Below are 25,416 nucleotides of genomic sequence, written 5' to 3'. Positions count from 1 at the left end.
AAGTATAGTGATTGGAAAAACACGATGCAACACTTTTTTTCGCTCATTTACGTTAACTTTTGTAAATAGGATCTAAAAATGATCTGAAAGTTAACCTGTTAATTTTTGTTTTAATTAAATATATTTCAATTACAAATCTTTAAAATTAAGCTTATTGATCCTCGAAAATTTTATTTTAGGGCTTTGGATTAGAAATTTAGTGATTTGGATCATTTAATAATTTTTAAGTGAAATTTAAAACCGCAAAAACCCCGCTCCTCAACTTTTTTTGATAAAAAACTAAAAAAATCACCCTAGTTGAAACGGATGATTTATTTTCAACATCACTCTGCTATTAATGCAATTCGCTAAAATAATTCTTCAACGCCTGAATAAACGCACTATCTACCATAGCAGGGTATTTATTTGCCTGCCATGATTGTAAAAATAATAGATGCTGAACCGTTAAGGATTTATTCATATCGTGGAATTCGTTTAACTGTTCGTTTATCTCTTGGGATGTTGTGAGAAGGGATTGTGGTGTTTTTTGCTTTGGTATTTGGCAATGCTTTTGGTACCATAATTGATAACCACTTAAATCATAATCACCTAATAACTCATAACCCGTTAAATTAGGGCTGGCATTGGGGTAGCGTTTAGTAATAGAACGGGTAGGAAATCCACCGCAAATAATAATTTCATCAATTTTTTTTATATACTTTGCCGTTACCTTTAAGTTAAAACCCAATAACTGCTCAACCACATATAATGATTGATTATAAAGCTTTAAAAAATTACCCTCGGCAATAAACTGAACCGGACTTTTACTTAACGCTATTTTTTCTTCAATATTCATTTTATATTACTCCTTTAATATCTATATTTTTAACCACCACCTCGGTGCCCAGCATTTTTGCCGCTTAGCCGCAAAATCGCTTTTTATGGCTAAACGACGTTGACTCCTTGAGTCAGCTTACTTTTAATCACCTAATATTATTTTTTATTACCCCCACCCCCGCCCTAAGGATTAAGGACGAAGAAATAAAAACTAAGGATGGGAGCAAAGGATGTAGTTGTTGGGGTAGCTGTAGCTCCAATGCACGGTACCGTCGTCTGTCTTCACGATAAACTGGTCACTACCATGCGGGTCACTAGTCCAGTACCAACTGCTGCCGAAGGCGCTTGAATAATCATACAGACGCCCCCACTCAGCTAAAAAACCTGAACCTATATGACGCATGTAATGATTACCAGGAGAGGAAGGGGTGGCGCCAGAGATAGGATACACACCTGTACGAACTGCATTGGTTAAATCCTTTACCTTAGGTACTTGATAACCAAGACTATTACACCAAGATAAGGCTTGAGGATACCAGTTCAATTTAGAACCTCGGTTGACGAACCACTGCTTCAAAGTAAAACCATATTTAACAACAGGAGTACCATTAGTATCACGACCGACCAACTCGAATGTCTGAGGCAAAGATGGAGTAGAAATACGACCAGGATTGGATGAACTAATCTGGGATTCGGTAGCGTAAGGACCAGTTAAAGTAACACGTACGCTTGTAGCAGTAGAATTAGACATTGTAACTGTGATACCACCCCGAGAAACAGGAGACCAATACAATGGCTGACTACTACCACTAATATCTAAATCAAAGTACAATCCATTAAGACCTGTAGTTGGAAAGTTTTGACCGTAATAGCGAGGGTCTGTTTTTTGTGTGAGAAAACCCTTAGCAGGGTCCCACATCGAAGCTGGGCCTGCATATTGACCTGAAGCGTAAGTCATATCAGGCCTAGCAAAACAAACCACCGCCCCAGCCTTAGGATTGACGTAATAAGTTTCACTACGGGCACTGAAAGTACTACGATTAGGAAATCCGTAACGAGTTGATAATGTACCGTTAGAACTGGATAACGTAACCTTATAAGGTGAATTACAAGTCGTTAACACGGAATTACGTGATACAGATTGATTGTTTTTATCGACGATAGATAAACTTAAACGACCAGTAGCAGTAACGTCACTATCTCCATCATCATCCCCCCAATAATTATTAGGAGGACCGATAAGAGTACTTAAATCGACTGAATTAGTATTAGTTGGGACGAACATACGAATATCAGCAAAACTCTGACCCTCAACGGGCAAGGAGATTGGGGTTGTAGATGATGAAGTATTAGTTGAAGGTGTATATTTAGCTCCGTCAGATAGAGTAATCCCAAGCAGACCGTTAGCATCAACCGCACGTGTACGACCACCGTCGAAAGTCAGATAAGGTGGAGTACCCTGTATCTGATTTGCTGTTGTCTGTGATGTCAATGCGTGACCCGAAAAAGGAAGGAAAAAGACCACGAAAAAAACAATCTGCCGGGATAATTTGAAAAAACGGAAGGATCGAAAACAGGATCCGAAAAAGGATCGCGAAAAGGATCTGAAAATGGATCCGGAAAACGATCGGAAAAACGAGCGAAAAGAGGATCGCGCAAGCGATCGCGCGAAAATTCGCAGAATTTCACTTGATTGAGTGGAAAAATAAGCGTTAGTGAAAAAATTAAACTGGGAGATGGATTTAGGCGAATTTAAAAGATAGGTTGGCCAGGTTGCCTGTTGCCTGTTGCCTGTTGAAAATTATAATGCATTTTAGACTACCTTGTCAAGTAATTTTTTGATTTATTTACAATTTTATACTTTTTTATCAAATTTTAGCCTAGTAGCTAAAACCGTGTAAAAAGTATAGTGATTGGAAAAACACGATGCAACACTTTTTTTCACTCATTTACGTTAACTTTTGTAAATAGGATCTAAAAAGGATCTAAAGAATGATCATTTAACTGTTGTTTTAATTAAATATATTGTAATTACAAATCTTTAAAATTAGGGTGATTGATCCTCAAAATTTTATTTTAGGGCTTTGAATTAGAAATTTAGTGATTTTGATATTTTAATAATTTTTTAAATGAAATTTGAACCCCCAAAAACCCGGCTCCTCAACTTTTTAAGAAACGGGATATTATCTGCACTGAATAAACTGACTGATGTTGATTGATTCGAAAATTATATTTTATTAACTGCCTACACGGCATAAACCATATATTCATGAGTAGTTTCTCGCATTATCACTTTCTAAACTGCCTACACGGCATAAACCAACTTGCAACGGAAACGGCATATTTGCTGAGTTTTTCTAAACTGCCTACACGGCATAAACCATGATAAATAATAACAGAATTATGAGATAAATTTTCTAAACTGCCTACACGGCATAAACCACTGCTGAAATTGCTGGCGCATCATGCTGAGTTTTCTAAACTGCCTACACGGCATAAACTAAGAAATTCGTGACAAATGGCTAAGCGTTACATTTCTAAACTGCCTACACGGCATAAACTTCCAACAACAACTAATTGCGGTGCGTTAGGGTTTTCTAAACTGCCTACACGGCATAAACTTAGAACAAGACATACTATAATCGTTGTTTGCAAAAAGGCAAAGGGCATTTGGCGTTTTAAAAACCCTTTTTTTTAATATCTTTTTAAGGTTATGATTTTTAATTATTTTATTTTTTGATTAAAAAAAGGGTTATTAAAATATTATTTTTTGAGGCTTAGAAAACCCCGCTCCTCAACTTTTTTTGAAAGCAAATTTTACTCATAAAAAAAGGATTACACTGAATCCTTTTTTTATTGATATTTATTGATTAACCCGCTCGATAATTAGGTGGCTCTTTAGTGATTAGAACGTCATGAACATGACTCTCTTTCATACCTGCGCCAGTAATGCGGTAGAACTTCGATTTTGTGCGTAACTCATCGATAGTTCCACAACCCGTTAGCCCCATACATGAGCGTAAGCCACCCATTTGTTGGTGGATGATTTCTTTTAATAAACCTTTGTAAGCAATTCGTCCTTCAATACCTTCTGGCACTAGCTTATCGGCAGCATTATCTGATTGGAAGTAGCGATCCGATGATCCTTTTGCCATCGCACCGAGTGAACCCATACCGCGATAAGATTTATAAGCACGACCTTGGAATAGTTCGATTTCGCCAGGTGCTTCTTCAGTTCCGGCAAACATTGAACCAACCATAACGCAAGATGCACCAGCGGCAATAGCTTTAGCAATATCACCTGAAAAACGAATGCCACCATCAGCAATAACTGGAATATTGTGTTGTTTAGCTACTTCAACAGCGTCCATAATGGCACTAATTTGCGGTACCCCTACCCCAGTGACGATACGCGTGGTACAAATTGAACCCGGTCCAATACCCACTTTTACCGCACTCACGCCTGCATCAATTAGTGCTTTTGCGCCTTCACCCGTAGCAACGTTACCACCTATAATTTGTAAATTTGGATAGGCTTGTCTTGCTTGGCGAATGCGTTCAAGTACCCCTTCTGAATGGCCATGTGATGAGTCGATAAGTAAAACATCAACGCCGGCTTCAACCAAAGCAGCAATACGCTCTTCGTTACCCGCACCCGCACCCACTGCTGCGCCAACACGTAAGCGACCTTTTTCGTCTTTACATGCATTAGGTTTTTGTTCTGCTTTATTGTAATCTTTAACGGTTATCATGCCTTTTAAGTGGAATCTATCATCAACCACTAAAACTTTTTCAACACGATGTTCATGCATTTTTTGCAGTACACTTTCTCTAGATTCGCCCTCTTTAACGGTGACTAAGCGCTCTTTAGGTGTCATTACCGCAGTTACAGATAGTGATAAGTCAGTTGCAAATCGAACATCTCGAGCAGTGATAATACCGACTAATTCTTGTGATTCTGTCACAACCGGAAACCCTGCAAAACCATATTCTTTAGCAAGATCGATTACTTGTTGAATAGTTGCTGTTGGTAGTACTGTTACGGGATCTTGAACAATTCCGCTTTCATGTTTTTTAACACGCTTTACATGCTCAGCTTGAACTTCAATTGGCATATTTTTATGGATAAAACCAATGCCACCTTCTTGAGCAAGGGCAATAGCCAGTTCAGCTTCGGTTACCGTATCCATGGCAGCAGATAGCATTGGAATGTTTAATTTGATGGTTTGCGTTAGTTGAGTTGTAATATCAGCAGTATTAGGTAAAACAGTTGAATGGGCTGGAACTAATAAAACATCATCGAACGTGAGGGCTTCTTTAACTATACGAGACATGACAATATTCACCATTGAGTTGGATTGTTGATAAAATATTGCCGATGTATTCTACTCACATTCGATATAAAAGACTAGTAGAATTTGATATTTATTTTTAGGCGATAATCAATCGCCCACTTTTAATTGAGCTCGTCTTTTTGTGCCATCAAGATATAGTTAACATCAACATTACGACCTAATCGGAATTGATTGCTGAGTAAGTGATATTCCATTCCAATAATATCTTTAACCGTTAAATGCGCTTGTTCAACCCAAGTCATTAATTCAGAAGGACGGATAAAACGATTAAAATCATGAGTCCCTTTTGGCACTAAGCGCGCTATATATTCAGCGCCATAAATCAACATAAGTTTTGCTTTATGGTTACGGTTGATGGTCGATAAGTAGAGTTTTCCGTTCGGTTTGAGCAGTTTTGCGCAGGCATTGATAATAGAAAATGGGTCAGGCACATGCTCTAACATCTCCATACAAGTTATCACATCATAGTGTGATGGATACTGTGTGGCGTGCTCTTCAACGGTTTGTTTTTGGTAGTTGATAGAAAGACCATTTTGCTCGGCATGTAATTTCGCTACTGCTAATGATTCATCAGCCAGATCGATAGCGGTTACATTTGCACCTAACTTGGCTAAACTTTCAGACAATATTCCCCCACCACAACCAACATCTAATACATTTTTTTGATTCAAATCGTTTGATTTAATGTAATCAACTCGCAATGGATTGATGATATGCAATGGTTTGCATTGACCATTTGGATCCCACCATTGTGCAGCCAACTTGGCAAACTTATCTATTTCGTTTAAATCGATGTTTTGTGTCATGGGTATTCTTATTAAAAATGGGAATTGATGTAATATATGCGATGAGTTGATGATTAGCAATATCAAACCGTTTTAAAAACCCCGCTCCTCAACTTTTTTTATTACTCATAATTTCTATACTAAACCACTTAAAAACTCTGTTTTACTTAGCGATATAGGTTTAATTTTTTCATTGGCTATAACTATAAATGGTAATGTTTTCTTGTCTATGGGCTTAATTCATGGCATGATTTAGCGCTTAATTTATCTAATAAAAAAATAGTTCAGCCTAGGCTGATGCTAGAAATTAAATATTTAATCAAAACTCAAGGGAAAATATATTCATGAGTACAGGTACTATGAAGAAAAGTCATTCACAGTGGAGCTCTCGCATGGGATTCATGCTTGCAGCTGCGGGTTCTGCTGTGGGTTTAGGTAACATTTGGAAATTTCCATACATGGCTGGAGAAATGGGTGGTTCAGCATTCGTGCTTACCTATTTGCTATTTATGTTTGTTATTGGTCTGCCTATTCTAGTTTTAGAGTGGTTAATTGGCCGTCGCGGGCAAAAAAATCCAATTCATACCATGGAAGATGTTGCTGTTTCAGAAGGTCGCTCAAAATTGTGGCGCTGGGTTGGGATTATCGGCGTACTTGGCTCATTTTTAATTCTCTCGTTTTATAGTGTAATTGGCGGTTGGGCTACCGATTATATCTTTTTAGCTATCAATGGTACATTTAATGGTGCGAATGGTGCCGTAACGGCGCAAATCTTCAAAGGTTTTCTTGGTAATACCTCTAGCTTGTTGATTTGGCATACGGTGTTTATGGCAGCCAATACCATTATTGTTGCGATGGGAGTTGGCGCTGGTTTAGAGCGTGCTTGTAAGGTAATGATGCCTGGCCTTGGCATTTTATTATTGGTCTTAGTTGCTTATGCAGCCATCGTTAGTGGATCATCATTTGGTCAAGCGTTTGACTTTTTATTCACACCAAACTGGTCGGCATTAAATGGTACTGCCATTTTAGCGGCTTTAGGTCATGCATTCTTCAGCTTATCATTAGGTATGGGGATTATGATGGCTTACGGTTCATATCTTGGTAAAGATGTGAACTTAATCTCTACTGCTCGCACCGTTGTTATCTTAGATGTTATCGTTGCGATGTTGTCAGGTATGGCGATCTTCCCATTAGTATTTGCTAATGGTTTAGAAGCGGGTTCTGGTCCTGGTCTGATCTTTGTAACGTTACCTATTGCTTTTGGTAATATGGCAGCAGGTTCAATTTTAGGTTGTTTATTCTTTATCTTCCTAACTTTTGCTGCGTTAACCTCATCAATATCATTACTTGAGCCTACTGTAGAGTTATTAGAAGAAAAAACGCACATGGGTCGTAAAACCGCAACAGTGGTTAGTAGTGTATTAATTTGGGCATTAGGTATCGCTTGTATTTTATCATTCAATGAATGGGCAGACCTGAAACTATTTGATAAAAATATTTTCGATCTGCTTGATTACCTCACAAGTAAGATTATGTTACCTGTGACAGGATTAGGTACTGTTATCTTTGGTGCTTGGATGATGAACCAAAAAGTCATTCGTAAAGAGCTTAACTTAAATAGCTTCTGGTTTGGCGTTTGGACGATTTTAACTCGCGTAATTATTCCAGTTGCCGTTGTTCTTATTTTAGTTTGTGGCTTTTTACCAGAAACACGATAATTAAATTATCATCAATAGCCCTGATACATTATCAGGGCTTTTTTTTAATCAATTAAAAAATCACCAATCAACGGTTTATCATAACCTCTCCTCTTGAAATTCTTTTTTTAATTCCCATATAGCAATACAACAATTAATCAAAACATTATGTCAAAGTTAATCAATTAAAATGTATCGATCACTTTTAATTGCTAAAAATAGTTGAGGTATTAGTCAATGAGTAAGCAAGGAACAGAAACGCGTGGATTTCAATCCGAAGTTAAACAAATTCTGCATTTAATGATTCACTCTTTGTATTCAAACAAAGAGATTTTTTTAAGAGAACTTATTTCAAATGCATCTGACGCAGCCGACAAGCTCCGTTTTAAAGCACTTGAAAATGCAGATTTATATGCGGGTGATGCTGAGCTTGGTGTTCGCATTTCAACAAATAAAGAAGCTGGCACATTAACCATTGCAGATAATGGTATTGGGATGACTCGTGATGAAGTCATTGAAAACTTAGGTACGATTGCCAAATCAGGAACCAAAGCCTTTTTAGAATCCATTGGTAGTGATCAAGCGAAAGACAGCCAATTAATTGGTCAATTTGGTGTTGGATTTTATTCTGCCTTTATTGTTGCCGATAAAGTGACAGTAAAAACCCGCGCTGCAACAGCTAAAGCCGATGAAGCAGTGATGTGGGAATCAGCTGGTGAAGGTGAATACACGATTTCTGATACAGAAAAAGAGAGTCGCGGTACTGAAATCATTTTACATTTAAAAGAAGATGAAAAAGAGTTTTTAGATGATTGGCGTCTACGTTCAATTATTAGCAAATATTCAGATCACATCTCATTACCGGTTGAAGTCCAAACTACTGAAGAAAATGAAGTTAAGTGGGAAAAAGTCAACAAAGCCCAAGCACTTTGGACACGAAGCAAATCAGAAGTGAGTGATGAAGAGTATAAAGAATTTTATAAACATATTTCACATGATTTTGCCGATCCACTAAGCTGGAGCCACAACCGTGTTGAAGGTAAACAAGAGTACACTAGTTTGCTCTATATTCCATCTAAAGCACCTTGGGATATGTGGAATCGTGACAATAAACACGGTTTAAAACTCTATGTACAACGTGTGTTTATTATGGATGATGCTGAACAATTTATGCCTAATTATTTACGTTTTGTAAAAGGCTTAATTGATTCAAATGATTTGCCATTAAATGTATCACGCGAAATATTACAAGATAATAAAGTGACACAAAACCTTCGTAATGCATGTACTAAACGTGTTTTACAAATGCTAGATAAACTTGCCAAAGATGATAAAGAACAATATCAACAATTTTGGAGTGAATTTGGTTTAGTCTTAAAAGAAGGTACTGGTGAAGACTATGCTAACCGTGAAGCGATTATGAAATTATTACGCTTTACAACAACACAAAGTGATAGCGAGGCGCAAACTGTATCATTAGACGATTACATCAGCCGTATGCAAGAAGGCCAAGAGAAGATCTATTACATTACTGCTGATAGTTATGGCGCAGCAAAAAATAGTCCTCACCTTGAGCTATTCCGCAAAAAAGGCATTGAAGTCTTATTATTATCTGATCGTATTGACGAGTGGATGATGAGCAATTTAACTGAATTTGATGGTAAACAGTTCCAATCAATCAGTAAATCTGACGAGTCAATCGAGAAGTTAGCTGATCAAAATAGTGATGAGCAAAAACAAGTCGAAAAAGAACTTGAGCCATTTATCGAACGTGTTAAAAAAGTATTAGGCGATAAAGTTAAAGAAGTTAAATTAACACATCGTTTAACTGATACGCCAGCAATTGTCACTACCGCTGCCGACGAGATGTCTACGCAAATGGCAAAACTCTTTGCAGCAGCAGGACAAAAAGCACCAGAGATAAAATATACTTTTGAGATCAATCCTGATCATCAATTGGTTAAACGTGTTGCTGATACGCAAGACGAAACCGCATTTAGTGATTGGATTGAATTGCTATTAGATCAAGCGTTACTAGCTGAAAAAGGATCATTAAATGATCCAAGCAAATTTATTCAAACAATGAATAAACTACTTGCACAATAATTAATTTATTCACCCAAACCCGATATGGCTCGCCTATCGGGTTTATTTTTTTGAGAAAAATCAATTTATTTTTCTCAAAATTATGAAGTCAGTCACACTTTTTTATATTCCTCCTTTCCATTTTCGTTTTGCGATAGATAATAAATTAATCTTAAAATTTAGACAGAGTCAGATGAAAGTTCATAAAATATTAAATAATAATGTTGTAGTGACTTTGGATTCCAAAGGGAATGAATTGATTGTTACGGGTCGAGGAGTAGGATTTAAAAAACGGGAAGGTGATGATATCGACCCAAAACTTATCGAAAAACAGTTTTCTTTAAATAACCAAGAAATATTACCCAAATTTGCTGAACTGCTTTCTGAAATTCCAATCGAAGTTCACACCACATCCGATATTATTATCAATCATGCCAAACAATTTTTAGGCAGTAAATTACAAGATAGTATCTATATTTCATTAACTGACCATATCTATTTTGCCATTGAACGGCATAAGCAAGGATTTGATATTCCGAATAACTTTATCTGGGAGATAAAAAAATTCTACCCTAAAGAGTATGAAATCGGTGTGTACGCTTTAGATGTCATTAAAAAACGGTTGGGTGTTGAGCTTCATGAAGATGAAGCAGGATTTATTACGTTTCATATTGTCAATGCTGAGCTTAACGATACCATGCCCAATATTGTTAATATGACCAAAATCATGCGTGAAATTTTAAATATCGTAAAATATCATTTTCGGTTCGAATATGACGAAAACAGCCTTTCTTATCAACGATTTGTTACCCATTTAAAGTTTTTTGCGCACCGCATTTTGAGTAAAGGTAAATCCGCACAGCAAGATACCTCGTTGTATGAGATTATCCGTGAAAAATATGAACAAGCCTATCTTTGCACTAAACAGATAGATCTCCATTTAATCCAACAATATCAACACCCGCTATCTGATGATGAAAGTTTATATCTCACTATTCATATTGAACGATTGAGGTCGGAATTAAAAAAATAATTATGTGATATACATCACAAATTAACGAATGAATTGTCAACAAGCTAATTTATTTTATGTTAATTTAATAAGGAATCTTTTTTTGGATTGTTATTGCATTGGTTAATTTTATCGATGCAAGCAAAACCTAAATCCCGTATTTATTGGGGTTTAGGTTTTTTTTTGCGCTTAAATAAGGATAAGCTATGAAAAATAAACAACTTGCTGAATCAATTATTGAGAACGTAGGTGGTCAGGAAAACATCGTCAGTCTAGTACACTGTGCTACCAGACTTCGCTTTGTATTGAAAGATGAATCAAAAGCAGATGCCGAAATAATTAAAAAACAAACTGGCGTCATTACTGTCGTTCAAAGTGGTGGACAATTCCAAGTCGTTATCGGCAATAATGTTGCTGACGTATTTAATGCAATTATGGATATCACTAGCCTTAATAATACCCCTGCTCCTCAAGAAGCGGGACCTAAAAAAGGGATTGTGTCACGACTGATTGATTTAGTATCAAGTATTTTTATTCCAGTTTTAGTGGTACTGGTTGCCGGCGGTATTTTAAAAGGGATTGTGTCTCTATTACAAGTATGTGACATTGTTCAGGAAAAAACGCCAACATTTACTTTTTTAAACGCTATTGCTGATGCGCCATTTTATTATTTACCGATCATTTTAGGTTTTTCAGCGGTTAAAAAATTTGGTGGTAATCCTTATGTTGGAATGGCGATAGGTGGCGCGTTAGTCTATCCGGATATTACCGAGATGCTAGGAAAAGCAATTGAATTACAAACCGAATTTTTCAATATCCCTATTAAATTAATTCCTTATAAATCTTCAGTCTTCCCGGTAATTTTAGCGGCATGGTTTTATTCATTGCTTGAACGTAACTTCAACAAAATCATGCATGACTCATTTAAAAAATTCATTTCGCCCCTACTCGGTATTATCATTACTGTGCCATTAACGTTTGCGCTTATTGGTCCAGTCGTTGCATTTTTATGTAACATTGTTGCTAGTGGCATTATTTATGTTTATGAACTTAATTCTGTTATTGCCAGTATGATTTTAGCAGGACTTTGGCAAATAATGGTTGTGTTTGGTATCCATTGGGGCTTGGTACCTTTTGCGATAAATAATATTACCGTATATCAACAAGACTTTATGTTGCCAATCTTATTCCCAGCGGTATTTGCCCAAGTCGGTGCGGTATTGGCGGTGATGATGCGCAGTAAAGATCCGCAAGTTAAAGCGTTGGCAAGTTCGTCCGCATTATCCGGTGTATTTGGGGTAACAGAACCAGCAATTTATGGCGTTAACTTACCATTAAAACGCCCATTTGTGATCGGTTGTCTCTCAGCCATGGCTGGCGGTGCGATTATTGGTTATTTCAAATCGGTTATCTTCTCATTTAGCTTCACCAGTATCTTTGCATTTTTACAAATGATTCCAAGTGATGGTTTGGATGATAAATTCTTTGCTGCCATAATCGGTTCGATAGTCTCATTTATAATTGCATTGGTGGTAACTTATCTATTTGGTCTTCCTAAAGATAAAAAAGCGGATAATGCAGAACAATCGCCAATAAACAGTCAAACGCAGATCGATACTATCTCAAGTCCAATGACCGGCAAACTTATTGATTTAAATCAAGTCAATGATCCAACTTTTGCCAGCGGATTGATGGGTAAAGGTGCCGCAATTATTCCAACCATTGGCGAAACTGTCGCGCCTGAAGATGGTGAAGTTGTTTCGCTATTTAGAACTAAACACGCTATCGGATTTCAAACTCAATCAGGGGCGGAAATCCTTATTCACATTGGTATCGATACGGTTAAATTAGATGGGCAACATTTTGAAGCGCATGTTGAAGCCGGCCAAAAGGTGAAAAAAGGTGATAGACTTGTTAGCTTTGATATCGAAGCGATTAAACAAGCCGGCTTTGAAGTCACCACACCAATTATTATTACCAATAGTGATGACTATATCGATGTGCAGTGCATATTCAAACAAGATGACGTTCAACAAGGTGACGCGTTATTAGCGTTAAGTGCAAAAAAGGAGTAAAACATGGCAAATACATTTCCTAGTGATTTTTTATGGGGCGGCGCTATTGCTGCCAATCAAGTTGAAGGTGCATATCGTGAAGATGGCAAAGGGCTATCAACATCTGACTGCACGCCTAATGGTCTATTTGGTGATATTGTCGATCGCAATAAAGTCGATATTACCAGTATTAAAGATCGGGCAATCGACTTTTATCATCGCTATCCAGAAGATGTTGCCCTGTTTGCTGAGATGGGATTCACCTGTTTAAGAACATCTATCGCTTGGACCCGAATCTTTCCAAAGGGTGATGAAGAGCAACCAAATGAAAAAGGCCTGGCGTTTTATGACAAACTATTTGACGAAATGTTAAAACACAACATTACGCCACTTGTCACCTTATCGCATTATGAAATGCCCTACTACCTTGTCACACAATATGGTGGATGGGGAAATCGTAAAGTCATCGAATTTTTTACTCGTTATGCCAAAACAGTTTTTGAACGCTATAAAAATAAAGTGAAATATTGGTTAACTTTCAATGAAATTAATATGTCACTCCACGAACCTTTTACTGGCGTTGGTTTAGATCGTAACAGCACTAAAGCCGAAATCTATCAAGCGATTCATCATCAATTAGTTGCCAGTGGTCGTGCGGTAAAATTGTGTCATCAGATCATTCCTGATGCCAAAATCGGTAATATGCTACTTGGCGCTATCGCCTACCCGCTTACGCCAAAACCAGAAGATGTATGGGCGACACATGTAGAAAATCATGGCTGGTTATTCTTTGGGGATGTTCAGGCTCGTGGTTACTACCCAACTTATATGAATCGTTACTTTAAAGAGAACAATATTGAGCTAACCATTACCGATCAAGATCGTGAAGATTTAAAAGAAACCATCGACTTTATCTCATTTAGTTACTATATGAGTTGTTGTGGCACAGCGGACGATTCACTCCGACAAAAAGGTAATATTCTTGATATGGTCCCAAATCCTCACCTTAAAGCATCTGAATGGGGCTGGCAGATTGATCCGATTGGTATTCGTTACTTATTAAACCTACTTTATGAGCGTTTTCAAAAACCTCTGTTTATTGTTGAAAATGGTTTAGGCGCCAAAGACAAACTTGAAGCAGATGGCACGGTTAATGATGATTATCGTATAAACTATATGAACGATCACTTAGTGCAAATTCGCGAAGCTATTAACGACGGTGTTGAAGTAATGGGATACACCAGTTGGGGACCAATTGACCTCATTAGTGCATCAAAAGCAGAAGTCACCAAACGTTATGGTTTTATCTATGTTGATCTAAACCAAGATGGCTCAGGCTCATTAAAACGCTATAAAAAGAAAAGCTTTTATTGGTATCAGTCTGTGATTTCATCCAAAGGTGCAACTTTAAAATAATGATCATGCTGGTAATGTCTGCTCGGCATTACCTGCAAATGTACTGAGCAGATTACGAGGATAAAGATGATAAATAAAATAATTAAAATCACCACCAGTTTACTGTTGTTGACCGCACTACTCTCGACTGGATGTAGTAATCAACCAAGCAGTAGGTTTAATGCTAATCGTGATGATGTGGTTACCATCTATTTTGCAAGGCATGGTAAAACGTTATTCAATACCTATGACCTAGTACAAGGCTGGGCCGATTCGCCCTTAACCGACAAAGGAATAGAAACAGCGCGTTATTTAGGTGAAGGCTTTAAAAAGAAATACATCAGATTTGATGCTTATTACACCAGCGATTCAGGTCGTCAACGCGAAACCATGCAAGTGTTGTTAGCTCAAAAAGGGGTTAAACATTACAAAATACAAGAGTTAAAAGGCCTACGCGAAGTTTTTTACGGCGGATTTGAAGGCGGTACTAATGCGAAAATGGTATCCGCAGCTATGAAATCACTGGGTTACAAGTCGGTTGATGCCTTTTATAAAAGTTATGTACAAGGGCAAATCCCAGTAACAACGTTAACCGAAGCGATTGCCAAAAGTGATCCTAAGCATGAAGCGGAAAACTTTACCCAAGTTAAAGAGCGCACTCAAAACGCACTCCACACTATTGTAGAGACCGCACTGGCTAAGCATCAAAAAAATATATTGGTGATCTCATCAGGCATGTCGATTCAAGCAATGATTTATGACTTAACTGATAATCCTGTTAAAAACAGACCATTTGCGAATGCAACTGTCGTCAAAATTGTTTACCAAAATGGTAAATATAAGGTCGTTGAAATTGGCAGTATGGACTATGTTAATGAGGGTAAATCATCATTAAATATCGGTGAAAATCGTCAAAATTAGAAACAATTAGTAAAATTTAGTCGAATAGGATTGTTACTGCTTTTGCAGGCAAAACCTAAATATGACTCAAGCTTGATAGCTTGGGTTGTGTTTAGGTTTTTTTTTGGAAAAAAAATTTATAAAAATAGGAAATAATAATGAAAATAAAGTACGTCTCCTTAGCATTACTTAACATCATGTGTTTTTCAGCTATTGCCGCTGAGTCAAATTCAATCAATAGTGAAAATGGCTTTTTGAATAATGCCTTTTTCAAAGATACTAAATTTGAATTTTCAACACGTAACCATTGGAAGTATTTAAAAGAAAACGCATCCCAACCTAAAGAAGTCCATAGTGCATGGGGGCAAGCATTTACGCTCAATTATAAATCAGGTTATTTATTCGATACCCTCGGTTTTGATTTCACCTATGATAACGTTATAAAACTTGGTGCTAGTGACTACTTTGCAACTCGTAACCTACTCTATAACTCAGGCAAAAAACCAAACAAACACAATGCGCATGGTTTTAACAAATTTACTCAACGTTATGCCAAAGTCAAACTCGGTGATAAAAATATCAACTTTAATGGTAAAGTCGGATGGCATAGCTTAAAAGATACGGGGGTAATGAGTTCATCACAACATTTAACTCGTTATAGTTATTTGGGATACAGTGGCATATTAAAATACTCAAACTTAGCGCTACAACTTGCTTACATCGACAGCGCCTTCCCGCGTGAATCATCGAAAAAAGTGCATTTTTATAGCTTAGATAGAAAACACGTCATTGATAATATCAAAACAGCCGGTATCGCGTATAATGACAAAATAGTAAAACTTGATTACTCCTATGGCGTCGCTAAAGACTACATCAAACGTCATGCTATCGAGTTCTCTTATAAACCGATGGATAAACTTATTCTTGGTTCACAAATTTACGGTAGTACCGCACTTAAAAACCATGACAAAATGAAAGCTAATGTCCGTGATTTTGATGATTCAGCATGGCATTACGCAACTGACATTGAATGGAAAGAAGCCGACTGGAGTGCTAAATTCGGTATCGCCTATACTGACGCTAACCGCAAAGGTGCTATCGGTTACTATGGCCGTCATATTGGTAAAAACAATCGTGGACGTTTTAACGGTATGGCAGCAGCGGCAGCCGACTATATGCGTGATGGCGAACTGGTATTTTCAAGCATATTGACTTACGACTTCTTTAAAGACAATACCACAGGTTTATATCTCAACTACGGTGAATTTAACTACAAACATGAAACCTTAAAAAATGGCGAAATCAACGTGTTTAATATCTTTAAACCAACAAGTGGTACATTTAAAAATCTATCTATTTTGTCAAAATTTGGTTATGGTTGGTCTTATAAAACCTTAAGCAGTAAAGACATTACGCCAAAATTAAGAGACGGTAAAGCTCAACGTTCACCAACACTGTCAGCCGAAACCGTTATTGATTATCGATTCAACTTATTATAGAAAAGGAAGAAACTATGAAAAAACTCATTAAACTTATTGGATTAACCGCTATCCTTACCGCATCAATTGCACAATCATTTGCTGCCGAAGTGAATATCTATTTTACCCGTCATGGTAAAACCATGTTCAACAACGTCCATCGTGCTCAAGGATGGTCAGACACGCCACTAACAAAACCGGGAATTGAAGTGGCACAGCAACTTGGTCGTGGCTTAAAAGGTATCGACTTTATTTCGGTCTATTCAAGCGATTCAGGCCGAGCAAGACAAACTGCGCGCATTGTTCTTGAATCTAAAGGTGATACAAAATTAAGCATCAACGAAATGGAAGGATTACGAGAAACGTGTTTTGGTGATTTTGAAGGCGATCTTGATCCCAACATGTGGAACCCCGCAGCACAGCACCTAGGTTATGAGTCTGACAAAGCATTAATGGCTGATTTAGCTAAAGGTAAAGTCACCCTTAAAAAAATGATGGATGCGATTAAAGCCGTTGAAAAATCAGGCGAAGCAGAAGACTACAATGCCGTTAAAACACGTATGCAAGCATCATTAAGAGCAATTGCAAAATCAGCTCAAGAACAAGGTGGCGGTAATGTTCTTGTTGTTTCTCACGGCATGGCAATTATGGCTATGGTTGAAGAAATGTTAGATAAACCAATCACAAGTGGACTAGGTAACGCGAGCGTCACTAAAATTCGTTACACTGATGATGGCAAATTCATTGTTGAATCATTAGGTGACATGAGCTATGTCGAAAAAGGCAAAGCAGTAAAATAATCGATAAAAAAGGCTCACCGAAGTGAGCCTTTTAACTTTTTACTTTGAAAAATCACTATTTAATGTCTCTTTAATCAACCATGTTGCGATGATACTAATGATTGACGCCACCGCCACATAATAGCCCACCCACGTCAAACTACCATGTGCCACTAAATAATTAGCAATAATTGGCGCAATTGATGCCCCTAAAATCCCACCAATACTATACGCTGCTGACGACCCGGTATAACGAATATTAGTCGGAAAAATCTCGGGTAAAAATGCCCCCATAGGCGCAAAAATAATCCCCATCAAAAATAGTGATAAGCATAAATAGGTCATCACCAATAATTCACTACCACTAGCCATAAATTGAGTCATCAACAGACCAGATAGCGCAACAAGCATTAAGCCAACAATTAAGACCGGCTTACGCCCGTATTTATCGCTAAGTCGGGCAGAAATCGGGGTAGCGATCGCCATAAACACAATCGCTACACACAAAAATCCTAAAAAATGACCTTTTTCAATGCCCAAGTATTTAGTGCCATATTGCAATAAAAAGGCTGTGGTTATATAAAAAAGCGTATAACAACCTACCATCGAAAAGGAGCCTAACGTCAACGCTTTCCAATGGTGAACAAACATATTCATTACTGGCATTTTAACTTGTTTTTTATTGGCTAAAGCTTGAGTGAAAATGGGGCTTTCAACTAATTTTAATCGGACATACAAACCAATAACCACAAGAACCGCACTAAGAACAAAAGGAATACGCCAACCCCAATCTAAAAACTGCTCATTACTCAGCGAAAGCGTAACACATAAAAATACCCCATTAGATAATAAAAACCCAATCGAAGGGCCTAACTGAGGAAACATCCCAAACAGAGCGCGTTTATTTTTTGGCGCATTTTCCGTTGCCAATAATGCTGCACCACCCCACTCACCACCAAGACCTAAGCCTTGTGCCAAACGTAAAATACACAACAAAAATGGCGCCCAAAAGCCAATCACACTATACCCAGGTAACAAACCAATTAACGCCGTAGCCACGCCCATCAAAATAAGCGATACAACTAGGGTGGACTTTCGACCAATGCGATCACCAAAATGACCAAACAAAATCGCCCCAATAGGCCTTGCAACAAAAGCTATACCGAACGTTGCAAATGATTGCAACGCTTGAGCCGATGGCGAACTATCAGGAAAAAATACCGGCCCAATCACTAGCGCAGCAGCGGTGGCGTAAATATAAAAATCATAAAATTCAATTGCAGTGCCGATAAAACTAGCTAACGCTACGTTCGACATTGAATTGGCTGGTTTAGTATTCATCATTCATTCCAAAATTATTTTATTTTTAAATAAGTGCAAATATTATAGTTGTTAACAATCCATTTACCATCATAAATAAAAAAAGTAATATCCCTATTCTCAATATAAGAACTCGCTATAATAATATAACCGACTAAAAAGGATTTTATATGTATTACATCAGTCATTATTCATCACCACTGGGGCAAATCACCCTAGCAAGTCAGCACAATAAATTAGTGGGTGTTTGGATTGAAGGACAAAAATATTTTGGCCAAATGCTAAGCGCCCAAAAAGAAGAGGCGCCAAATTTAGCCATATTTAATCAAACCAAAAAATGGTTGGATGACTACTTTGCCGGCAAAAAACCGGCTATCACAAAATTGGCTTTAGCACCACAAGGTAGCGAATTTAGACATAAAGTGTGGGATATATTGGTACAAATCCCTTATGGTAAAGTGATTACCTATGGTGATATTGCTAAACAAATCAGCGCCAACATGTCCAGCCAAGCAGTCGGCGGTGCCGTCGGCCACAACCCCCTTTCCATCATTATCCCTTGCCACCGCGTAGTAGGTACAAATGGCAACTTAACAGGTTATGCAGGTGGAATTGATAAAAAGGTGTGGTTGCTAGAGCATGAACAAGTTGATATAAAAGATTTTTTTGTCCCCAAAAAAGGAACCGCTATTTAAAGATAAATATTTTTTAGCCCAAAAAGTCAAAAAAAAACCGCTCCTCAACTTTTTTTTAACATCTTAAAAAATCCGCCTCAAATGAGGCGGATAGCTTACCGCTTTAAAACAACAATATCGCTTTCTATCACTCGATAAACGTTGACTCTTAGCTTACTTTTAATGACTTAATACTATTTTTTATTACTCCCACCTCCGGCCTAAGGATTAAGGACTAAATACTAAGGATAGACGCAAAGGCTGTGGCTGGTGCCGCTCATTTCCACGTGACCGTAGCGTGTGTCCACGACAAACTTGCCGTAATAATTATTTTCACTAGTCCAAACCAAATTTAGGTTGTTGAAGTCAATGCCTGAATAATCAGACATAACACCCCACTCCGAGGAAAAGCCAGAACCTATATGGCGCATGTACCAATTAATAGGTGAGGAAGGGGTGCCGCCAACTGAATCCTGACAGTAAGTGCCTGAAGGGTAACCATGACAAGATGCATTGGTTAAATCCCTTACGCGAGGTATTTGATAACCAATACTATTACACCAAGATAAAGCATTAGAATAAGTTTTTCTTTCAGAATCTCGGTTGACGAACCACTGCTTCAAAGTAAAACCATATTTAACAACTGGATTACCATTATTGTCACGACCGACCAACTCGAAGGTCTGAGGCAAAAATGGAGTAGAAATAGGACTAGGATTGTCTGAACTTTGCTGGGATGTGGTAGCATAAGGACCAGTTAAAGTAACGCGTACGCTTGCAGCAGTAGAATTAGACATTGTAACAGTGATACCACCCTGAGAAACAGAAGACCAAGACAATGGCTGATTACTACCGGTAATGAGTAAATCAAAGTACAGTCCATTAGCACCAGTAGTAGGAAAGTTTCTACCGTAACGTGACGGGTCTGTTTCTTGAGTGAGAAAACCCTTAGCAGGGTCCCACATCGAAGAGGGGCCAGCCAAATTACCTGTACCGTAATCCAAATTAGGTCTGGCAAATCTAACACAAACTGAGGGACCAGGCTTTGGATTGACATAATAAGTCACATTACTGGCACTGAAAGTACTACGATTAGGAACGCCATAACGAGTGGATAATGTGCCATTTGTACTGGATAACGTAACACGATAAGGTGCAGAATCAGTACATGTCGTTAACATTGTATCACGTGACACTGGTTGATTGTTTTTATCGACGATAGATAAAGTTAAACGACCAGTAGCAGTAACACCAGAATCACCATCATCATCCCCCCAATAATTATAAGGAGGACCGATAAGAGAACTTAAATCGACTGAATTAGTATCAGTAGGAACGAACATACGAATATCAGCAAAACTCTGACCCGCAACCGGCAAGACGATAGGTCTTGAAGAAGATGAAGAATTGGTTGAAGGTGTATATTTAGTTCCGTTAGATAGCGTAATCCCAAGCAGACCGTTAGCATCAACAACACGCGTACGACCGCCATCGAAAGTCAGATACGGTGCACTACCCTGTATCGCATTCCTAGTTGTCTGTGATGTCAATGCGTGACCCGAAAAAGGAAGAAAAAAAGCCACGAAAAAAACAATCTGCCGGGATAATTGGGAAAAGGATCGAAAACAGGATCTGAAAGAGGATCCGGAAAACGATCGGAAAAAAGATCGAGAAGAGGATCGCGGAAGCGATCGCACGAAAATTCGCAGAATTTCACTTGATTGCGTGGAAAAATAAGTTTCAGTGAAAAATTTAAACTGGGTGCTGGACTTAGACGAATTTAAAAGATAGGTTGGCCAGGTTGCCTGTTGCCTGTTGCCTGTTGAAAATTATAATGCATTTTAGACTACCCTGTCAAGTAATTTTTTGATTAATTTGCAATTTTATACGTTTCTGTTAAATTTTAGCCTATTAGCTAAAACCGTATAAAAAGTATAGTGATTGGAAAAACACGATGCAACACTTTTTTTCGCTCATTTATGTTAACTTTTGTAAATAAGATCTAAAAACGATCTAAGCTATAATTGTTTAACTATTGTTTTAATTGAATATTCGCAGTTACAAATCTTTAAAATTAGAGCGGTTGATCCTCAAAAATTTTATTTTAGGGCTTTGGATTAGAAATTTAGTGATTTGGATCATTTAAAACCTCAAAAACCCCGCTCCTCAACTTTTTTTGCGATAAAATCGCCTCAAAAATAAACCCGCCGAGGCGGGTAATTGAAGCATCGCTTAGCCGCAAAATCGCTTTTTTATGGCTAAACGACGTTGACTCCTTGAGTCAGCTTACTTTTAATCACCTAATACTATTTTTTATCACCCCCACCCCCGGCCTAAGGATTAAGGACGAAGGAATAAAAACTAAGGATAGGAGCATAGGCTGTAGCAGAAGTGGTTCCAATCCACGTAACCGCTGTTTGGGTACACGGCAAACCGGTTACTACCACGCGGGTCACTAGTCCAGTACCAAGTGTCGACGAAGCCAGCGCCAGAGTAATCGGCCATTTTGCCCCACTCCGTGAAAAAACCTGAACCTATATGACGCATATAATGATTACCAGACGAGGAAGGGGTGGCGCCGACTGAACCACGACAGTCAAATTCGTTACGGGAGCCTGTCGGACAAGATGCATTGGTTAAATCCTTTACCTCAACAAGACGATAACCAATACGACTACACCAAGATAATGTATCAGGATAATTTTTCTCCACAGAACCAGTGTTCACGAACCACTGCTTCAAAGTAAAACCATATTTGACGACTGGAGTACCATTACTATCACGACCGACCAACTCGAAGGTCTGAGGCAAAGATGGAGTAGAAATACGACCAGGATTGTCTGAATTATGCTGGGATGTGGTAGCGTAAGGACCCGTTAAAGTAACGCGTACTCTTGTAGCAGTAGGATTAGTCATTGTAGCTGTGATACCTCCACGAGAAACAGGAGACCAAGACAATGGCTGACTGACACCACTAATGAGTAAATCAAAGTACAGTTTGTTAGCACCAGTTGTAGGAAAGTTTCTACCGTAAGAGGATGGGCCAGTTGACTGAGGAATAAAACCCTTAGCAGGGTCCCACATTGAAGCAGGGCCAGCCAAATCACCTGTACCGTAAGTCAAATTAGGCCGAGCAAAACAAACCACCGGCCCAGCCTTAGGATTGACGTAATAAGTCTCACTACGAGCACTGAAAGTACTACGATTAGGAAATCCGTAACGAGTTGATAATGTACCGTCAGTACTAGATAACTTAATCCTATAAGGTGCGTTACAAATTGTTAACACGGAATTACGTGATACAGACTGATTGTTTTTATCGACGATAGATAAACTTAAAGAACCTGTAGCAGTAACGCCAGAATCTCCATCATCATCACCCCAATAATTATTAGGAGGACCGATAAGAGAACTCAAAGCGACTGAATTAGTATTAGTTGGGACGAACATACGAATATCAGCAAAACTCTGACCCTCAACCGGCAAGACGATTGGAGTTGTAGATGATAAATTGGTAGAAGGCGTGTAATTAGTTCCGTTAGATAGCGTAATCCCAAGCAGACCGTTAGCATCGACAGCACGAGTACGACCACCGTCGAAAGTCAGATACGGTGCACTACCCTGTATCGCATTCCTAGTTGTCTGTGATGTTAATGCATGACCAGAAAAAGGAAGAAAAAAAGCCACGAAAAAAACAATCTGCTGGGATAGTTTGGGAAGGGATCGAAAACCGGATCCGAAAAAGGATCGAGAAAAGGATTTGAAAAAGCATCCGGAAAACGATCGGAAAAACGTTCGAAAAGAGGATCGCGGAAGCGATCGCGCGAAAATTCGCAGAATTTCACTTGATTGCGTGGAAAAATAAGTTTCAGTGAAAAATTTAAACTGAGTGCTGGACTTAGACGAATTTAAAAGATAGGTTGGCCAGGTTGCCTGTTGCCTGTTGCCTGTTGAAAATTATAATGCATTTTAGACTACCCTGTCAAGTAATTTTTTGATTAATTTACAATTTTATACTTTTATGTCAAATTTTAGCCTAGTAGCTAAAACCGTGTAAAAAGTATAGTGATTGGAAAAACACGATGCAACACTTTTTTTCGCTCATTTACGTTAACCTTTGTAAATAGGATCTAAAATGGATCTAAATTATAATTGATTAGCTATTGTTTTAATTGGATATATTATCATTACAAATCTTTGAAAATATGATTAAAGATCATCGGAAATTTTATTTTAGGGCTTAGAATTTGAAATTTAGTAAGTTTGATCATTTAAAACTTTTTAAGTGAAATTTTGAATCCCAAAAACCCCGCTCCTCAACTTTTTTTGATGGAAAAAAAGAGTTTCTAAAAAGCACCATAGTTAGAGCGGAATTACTTATCTGAGACAATATTGCAAAGCATAATTTAGAACCCAAAAACCCCACTCCTCAACTTTTTTTGACGGAAAAAAGAGTTTCTAAAGCACCATAGTTAGAGCGGAATTACTTATCTGAGACAACATTGCAAAGTAGAATTTAGAACCCAAAAACCCCACTCCTCAACTTTTTTTTGAGATAAAATACCTCAAAAATAAACCCGCCGAGGCGGGTAATTGAAGCGTGGCTTAGCCGCAAAATCGCTTTTTATGGCTAAACGACGTTGACTTTTAGCTTACTTTTAATTGCTTAATACTATTTTTTATCACCCCCCCGGTCTAAAGATTAAGGACGAAGAAATAAGAACTAAGGATAGATGCAAAGCACGAATTCGGGATACCTGTTGATTTGCACACTGTTGTCTAGCCTACCCTCGTCAAGCATAGCACCGTAATTTGAGTCTACAGAAGCCAAAGAAGTACCAAACAAAGCGAAGTAGCTCCTTATGGTGCCATCACGGTAACCGTCGCCAAAGCCAGCAGAGTAATAGCTCATAACACCCCATTCCGAGAAGAATCCAGCACCAATATGACGCTGGTGATGATTACCAGATGAGGGAGGAGAGGCGCCGACTAAACCATCACACCAAGACCCTGAATTATGACCACGACAAGATGCATTGGTTAAATCCTTTATTTCAGGCATATGATAACCCAAACTATTACACCAAGCTAAAGCATTCGAATAAGTATATTTGTTAAGACCACGGTTGACGAACCACTGCTTCAAAGTAAAACCATATTTAACTACAGGATTACCTTGACCATCACGACCGACCAACTCGAATGTCTGAGGCAATGTAGGTTTGGAAATACGACCAGGATTAGCTGAATTATGCTGGGATGTGGTAGCGTAAGGACCAGTTAAAGTAACGCGTACGCTAGTAGTAGTAGAATTAGACATAGTAGCAGTGATCCCTCCCTGAGAAACAGAGGACCAAGATAAAGGTTGACTACTACCAGTAATGAGTAAATCAAAGTAAAGTCCATTAGCGCCAGTAGTAGGAAAGTTTAAACCGTAAGAGGATGAGGCAGTTGACTGAGTGAAAAAACCATTAGCAGTGCTCCACATCCAAGACGGACCTGGTTGGCCATCAGGATAAGAGTGATGTATATTTGGTCTAGCAAAACAAACAGCTAGTCCAGCCTTAGGTTTTACGTAATAAGTCACTCTACGGGCACTGAAAGTACTACGATTAGGAAAACCGTAACGAGTAGATAATGTACCGTCAGTACTGGATAACGTAACCCTATAAGGTGCCTTACAAATCTCTAGCACGGTACTACGTGATACCGTTTGACCGCTTTTATCGAAGATAGATAAACTTAACGTACCTGTAGCGGTAACACGAGAATCACCATCATCATCTCCCCAATAATTATAAGGAGGACCGATAAGAGCACTTAAATCGACTGAATTAGTATCAGTAGGAACCAACATATCAATATCAGAAAAACTCTGACCAGCAACTGGCAGCGTTATATATGAAAAATTTGTTGAAGGCGTGTACCTAGTTCCGTCAGATAAAGTAATCCCAAGCAAACCGTTAGTATCAACAACACGCGTACGACCACCGTCGAAAGTCAGATAAGGTGCACTACCCTGTATCGCATTCCTAGTTGTCTGTGATGTCAATGCGTGACCCGAAA

17 protein-coding genes and 1 CRISPR repeat array are annotated in these 25,416 nt (G+C 38.2%); of the genes, 9 read left to right on the top strand and 8 right to left on the bottom strand.

The features are described 5' to 3' along the window. Positions 1 to 334: 334 nt before the first annotated feature. From J3U23_RS11850 to ubiG, 4 genes are all read right to left on the bottom strand, one after another. Positions 335 to 835, bottom strand: a complete 501-nt coding sequence (locus J3U23_RS11850) for a hypothetical protein (RefSeq protein WP_267339317.1) — start codon at positions 833 to 835, stop codon at positions 335 to 337. Positions 836 to 1,027: 192 nt separating this feature from the next. Next, positions 1,028 to 2,341, bottom strand: coding sequence for a hypothetical protein (locus tag J3U23_RS11845; protein ID WP_267339316.1), 1,314 nt, complete (start codon positions 2,339 to 2,341; stop codon positions 1,028 to 1,030). Between the two features lie 707 nt (positions 2,342 to 3,048). Then, positions 3,049 to 3,437: a CRISPR direct-repeat array (repeat unit 28 nt; unit sequence TTTTCTAAACTGCCTACACGGCATAAAC). Between the two features lie 249 nt (positions 3,438 to 3,686). Beyond that, on the bottom strand, positions 3,687 to 5,150 hold the full coding sequence (guaB, locus tag J3U23_RS11840; protein WP_065733929.1) for an IMP dehydrogenase: 1,464 nt from the start codon (positions 5,148 to 5,150) through the stop codon (positions 3,687 to 3,689). Positions 5,151 to 5,272: 122 nt separating this feature from the next. Beyond that, positions 5,273 to 5,977 (bottom strand): bifunctional 2-polyprenyl-6-hydroxyphenol methylase/3-demethylubiquinol 3-O-methyltransferase UbiG, encoded by a 705-nt coding sequence (ubiG, locus tag J3U23_RS11835; RefSeq protein ID WP_065733928.1) that lies wholly within the window; start codon positions 5,975 to 5,977, stop codon positions 5,273 to 5,275. Positions 5,978 to 6,300: 323 nt separating this feature from the next. Here ubiG and J3U23_RS11830 point away from each other — a divergent pair, with 323 nt between their 5' ends. From J3U23_RS11830 to J3U23_RS11795, 8 genes are all read left to right on the top strand, one after another. After that, positions 6,301 to 7,674, top strand: coding sequence for a sodium-dependent transporter (locus J3U23_RS11830; protein ID WP_218058410.1), 1,374 nt, complete (start codon positions 6,301 to 6,303; stop codon positions 7,672 to 7,674). A 216-nt stretch (positions 7,675 to 7,890) separates the two neighbouring features. Beyond that, the gene (htpG, locus tag J3U23_RS11825; protein ID WP_065562674.1) at positions 7,891 to 9,759 is read left to right on the top strand and encodes a molecular chaperone HtpG; all 1,869 of its coding nucleotides are present in this window, start codon (positions 7,891 to 7,893) and stop codon (positions 9,757 to 9,759) included. A gap of 172 nt (positions 9,760 to 9,931) precedes the next feature. Continuing rightward, positions 9,932 to 10,771: a BglG family transcription antiterminator LicT gene (licT, locus tag J3U23_RS11820; RefSeq protein ID WP_267330705.1), complete on the top strand. Its 840-nt coding sequence runs from the start codon at positions 9,932 to 9,934 to the stop codon at positions 10,769 to 10,771. A 185-nt stretch (positions 10,772 to 10,956) separates the two neighbouring features. Beyond that, the gene (locus tag J3U23_RS11815) at positions 10,957 to 12,825 is read left to right on the top strand and encodes a beta-glucoside-specific PTS transporter subunit IIABC (RefSeq protein ID WP_267339315.1); all 1,869 of its coding nucleotides are present in this window, start codon (positions 10,957 to 10,959) and stop codon (positions 12,823 to 12,825) included. Positions 12,826 to 12,828: 3 nt separating this feature from the next. Then, positions 12,829 to 14,220 carry a glycoside hydrolase family 1 protein gene (locus tag J3U23_RS11810; RefSeq protein WP_267339314.1) on the top strand — a complete coding sequence of 464 codons (1,392 nt, stop codon included), beginning with the start codon at positions 12,829 to 12,831 and terminating at the stop codon, positions 14,218 to 14,220. A gap of 66 nt (positions 14,221 to 14,286) precedes the next feature. Further along, positions 14,287 to 15,120, top strand: a complete 834-nt coding sequence (locus J3U23_RS11805; protein WP_267339313.1) for a histidine phosphatase family protein — start codon at positions 14,287 to 14,289, stop codon at positions 15,118 to 15,120. Between the two features lie 137 nt (positions 15,121 to 15,257). Beyond that, complete coding sequence (locus tag J3U23_RS11800; RefSeq protein WP_267339312.1) at positions 15,258 to 16,598, top strand: OprD family outer membrane porin; 1,341 nt, start codon at positions 15,258 to 15,260, stop codon at positions 16,596 to 16,598. Positions 16,599 to 16,612: 14 nt separating this feature from the next. Beyond that, positions 16,613 to 17,377: a histidine phosphatase family protein gene (locus J3U23_RS11795; RefSeq protein ID WP_065562679.1), complete on the top strand. Its 765-nt coding sequence runs from the start codon at positions 16,613 to 16,615 to the stop codon at positions 17,375 to 17,377. A 39-nt stretch (positions 17,378 to 17,416) separates the two neighbouring features. Here J3U23_RS11795 and J3U23_RS11790 read toward each other — a convergent pair whose 3' ends face one another. Then, positions 17,417 to 18,697, bottom strand: coding sequence for an MFS transporter (locus J3U23_RS11790; RefSeq protein ID WP_267339311.1), 1,281 nt, complete (start codon positions 18,695 to 18,697; stop codon positions 17,417 to 17,419). Positions 18,698 to 18,846: 149 nt separating this feature from the next. On the opposite strand from J3U23_RS11790, the gene J3U23_RS11785 reads away from it, so the two are divergent. Further along, positions 18,847 to 19,371: a methylated-DNA--[protein]-cysteine S-methyltransferase gene (locus J3U23_RS11785; RefSeq protein ID WP_267339310.1), complete on the top strand. Its 525-nt coding sequence runs from the start codon at positions 18,847 to 18,849 to the stop codon at positions 19,369 to 19,371. Positions 19,372 to 19,592: 221 nt separating this feature from the next. Here the strand turns inward: J3U23_RS11785 and J3U23_RS11780 are convergent, their stop codons facing one another. The 3 genes from J3U23_RS11780 to J3U23_RS11770 form a co-directional block, all read right to left on the bottom strand. Beyond that, a complete protein-coding gene (locus tag J3U23_RS11780; protein ID WP_267339309.1) occupies positions 19,593 to 20,933 on the bottom strand; it encodes a hypothetical protein in 1,341 nt (446 codons plus the stop codon). A gap of 778 nt (positions 20,934 to 21,711) precedes the next feature. Beyond that, positions 21,712 to 23,037 carry a hypothetical protein gene (locus tag J3U23_RS11775; RefSeq protein ID WP_267339308.1) on the bottom strand — a complete coding sequence of 442 codons (1,326 nt, stop codon included), beginning with the start codon at positions 23,035 to 23,037 and terminating at the stop codon, positions 21,712 to 21,714. A gap of 1,036 nt (positions 23,038 to 24,073) precedes the next feature. Continuing rightward, positions 24,074 to 25,416: hypothetical protein (locus J3U23_RS11770; protein WP_267339307.1), on the bottom strand; the 1,343-nt coding region annotated here is incomplete at its 5' end.

The sequence above is a fragment of the Gilliamella sp. B3367 genome (genome assembly GCF_026536825.1).
GTDB lineage: Bacteria > Pseudomonadota > Gammaproteobacteria > Enterobacterales > Orbaceae > Gilliamella > Gilliamella apicola_E.
Note: the sequence above shows the minus strand (reverse complement) of the source record. Positions and strands in the feature narration are given on the sequence as shown.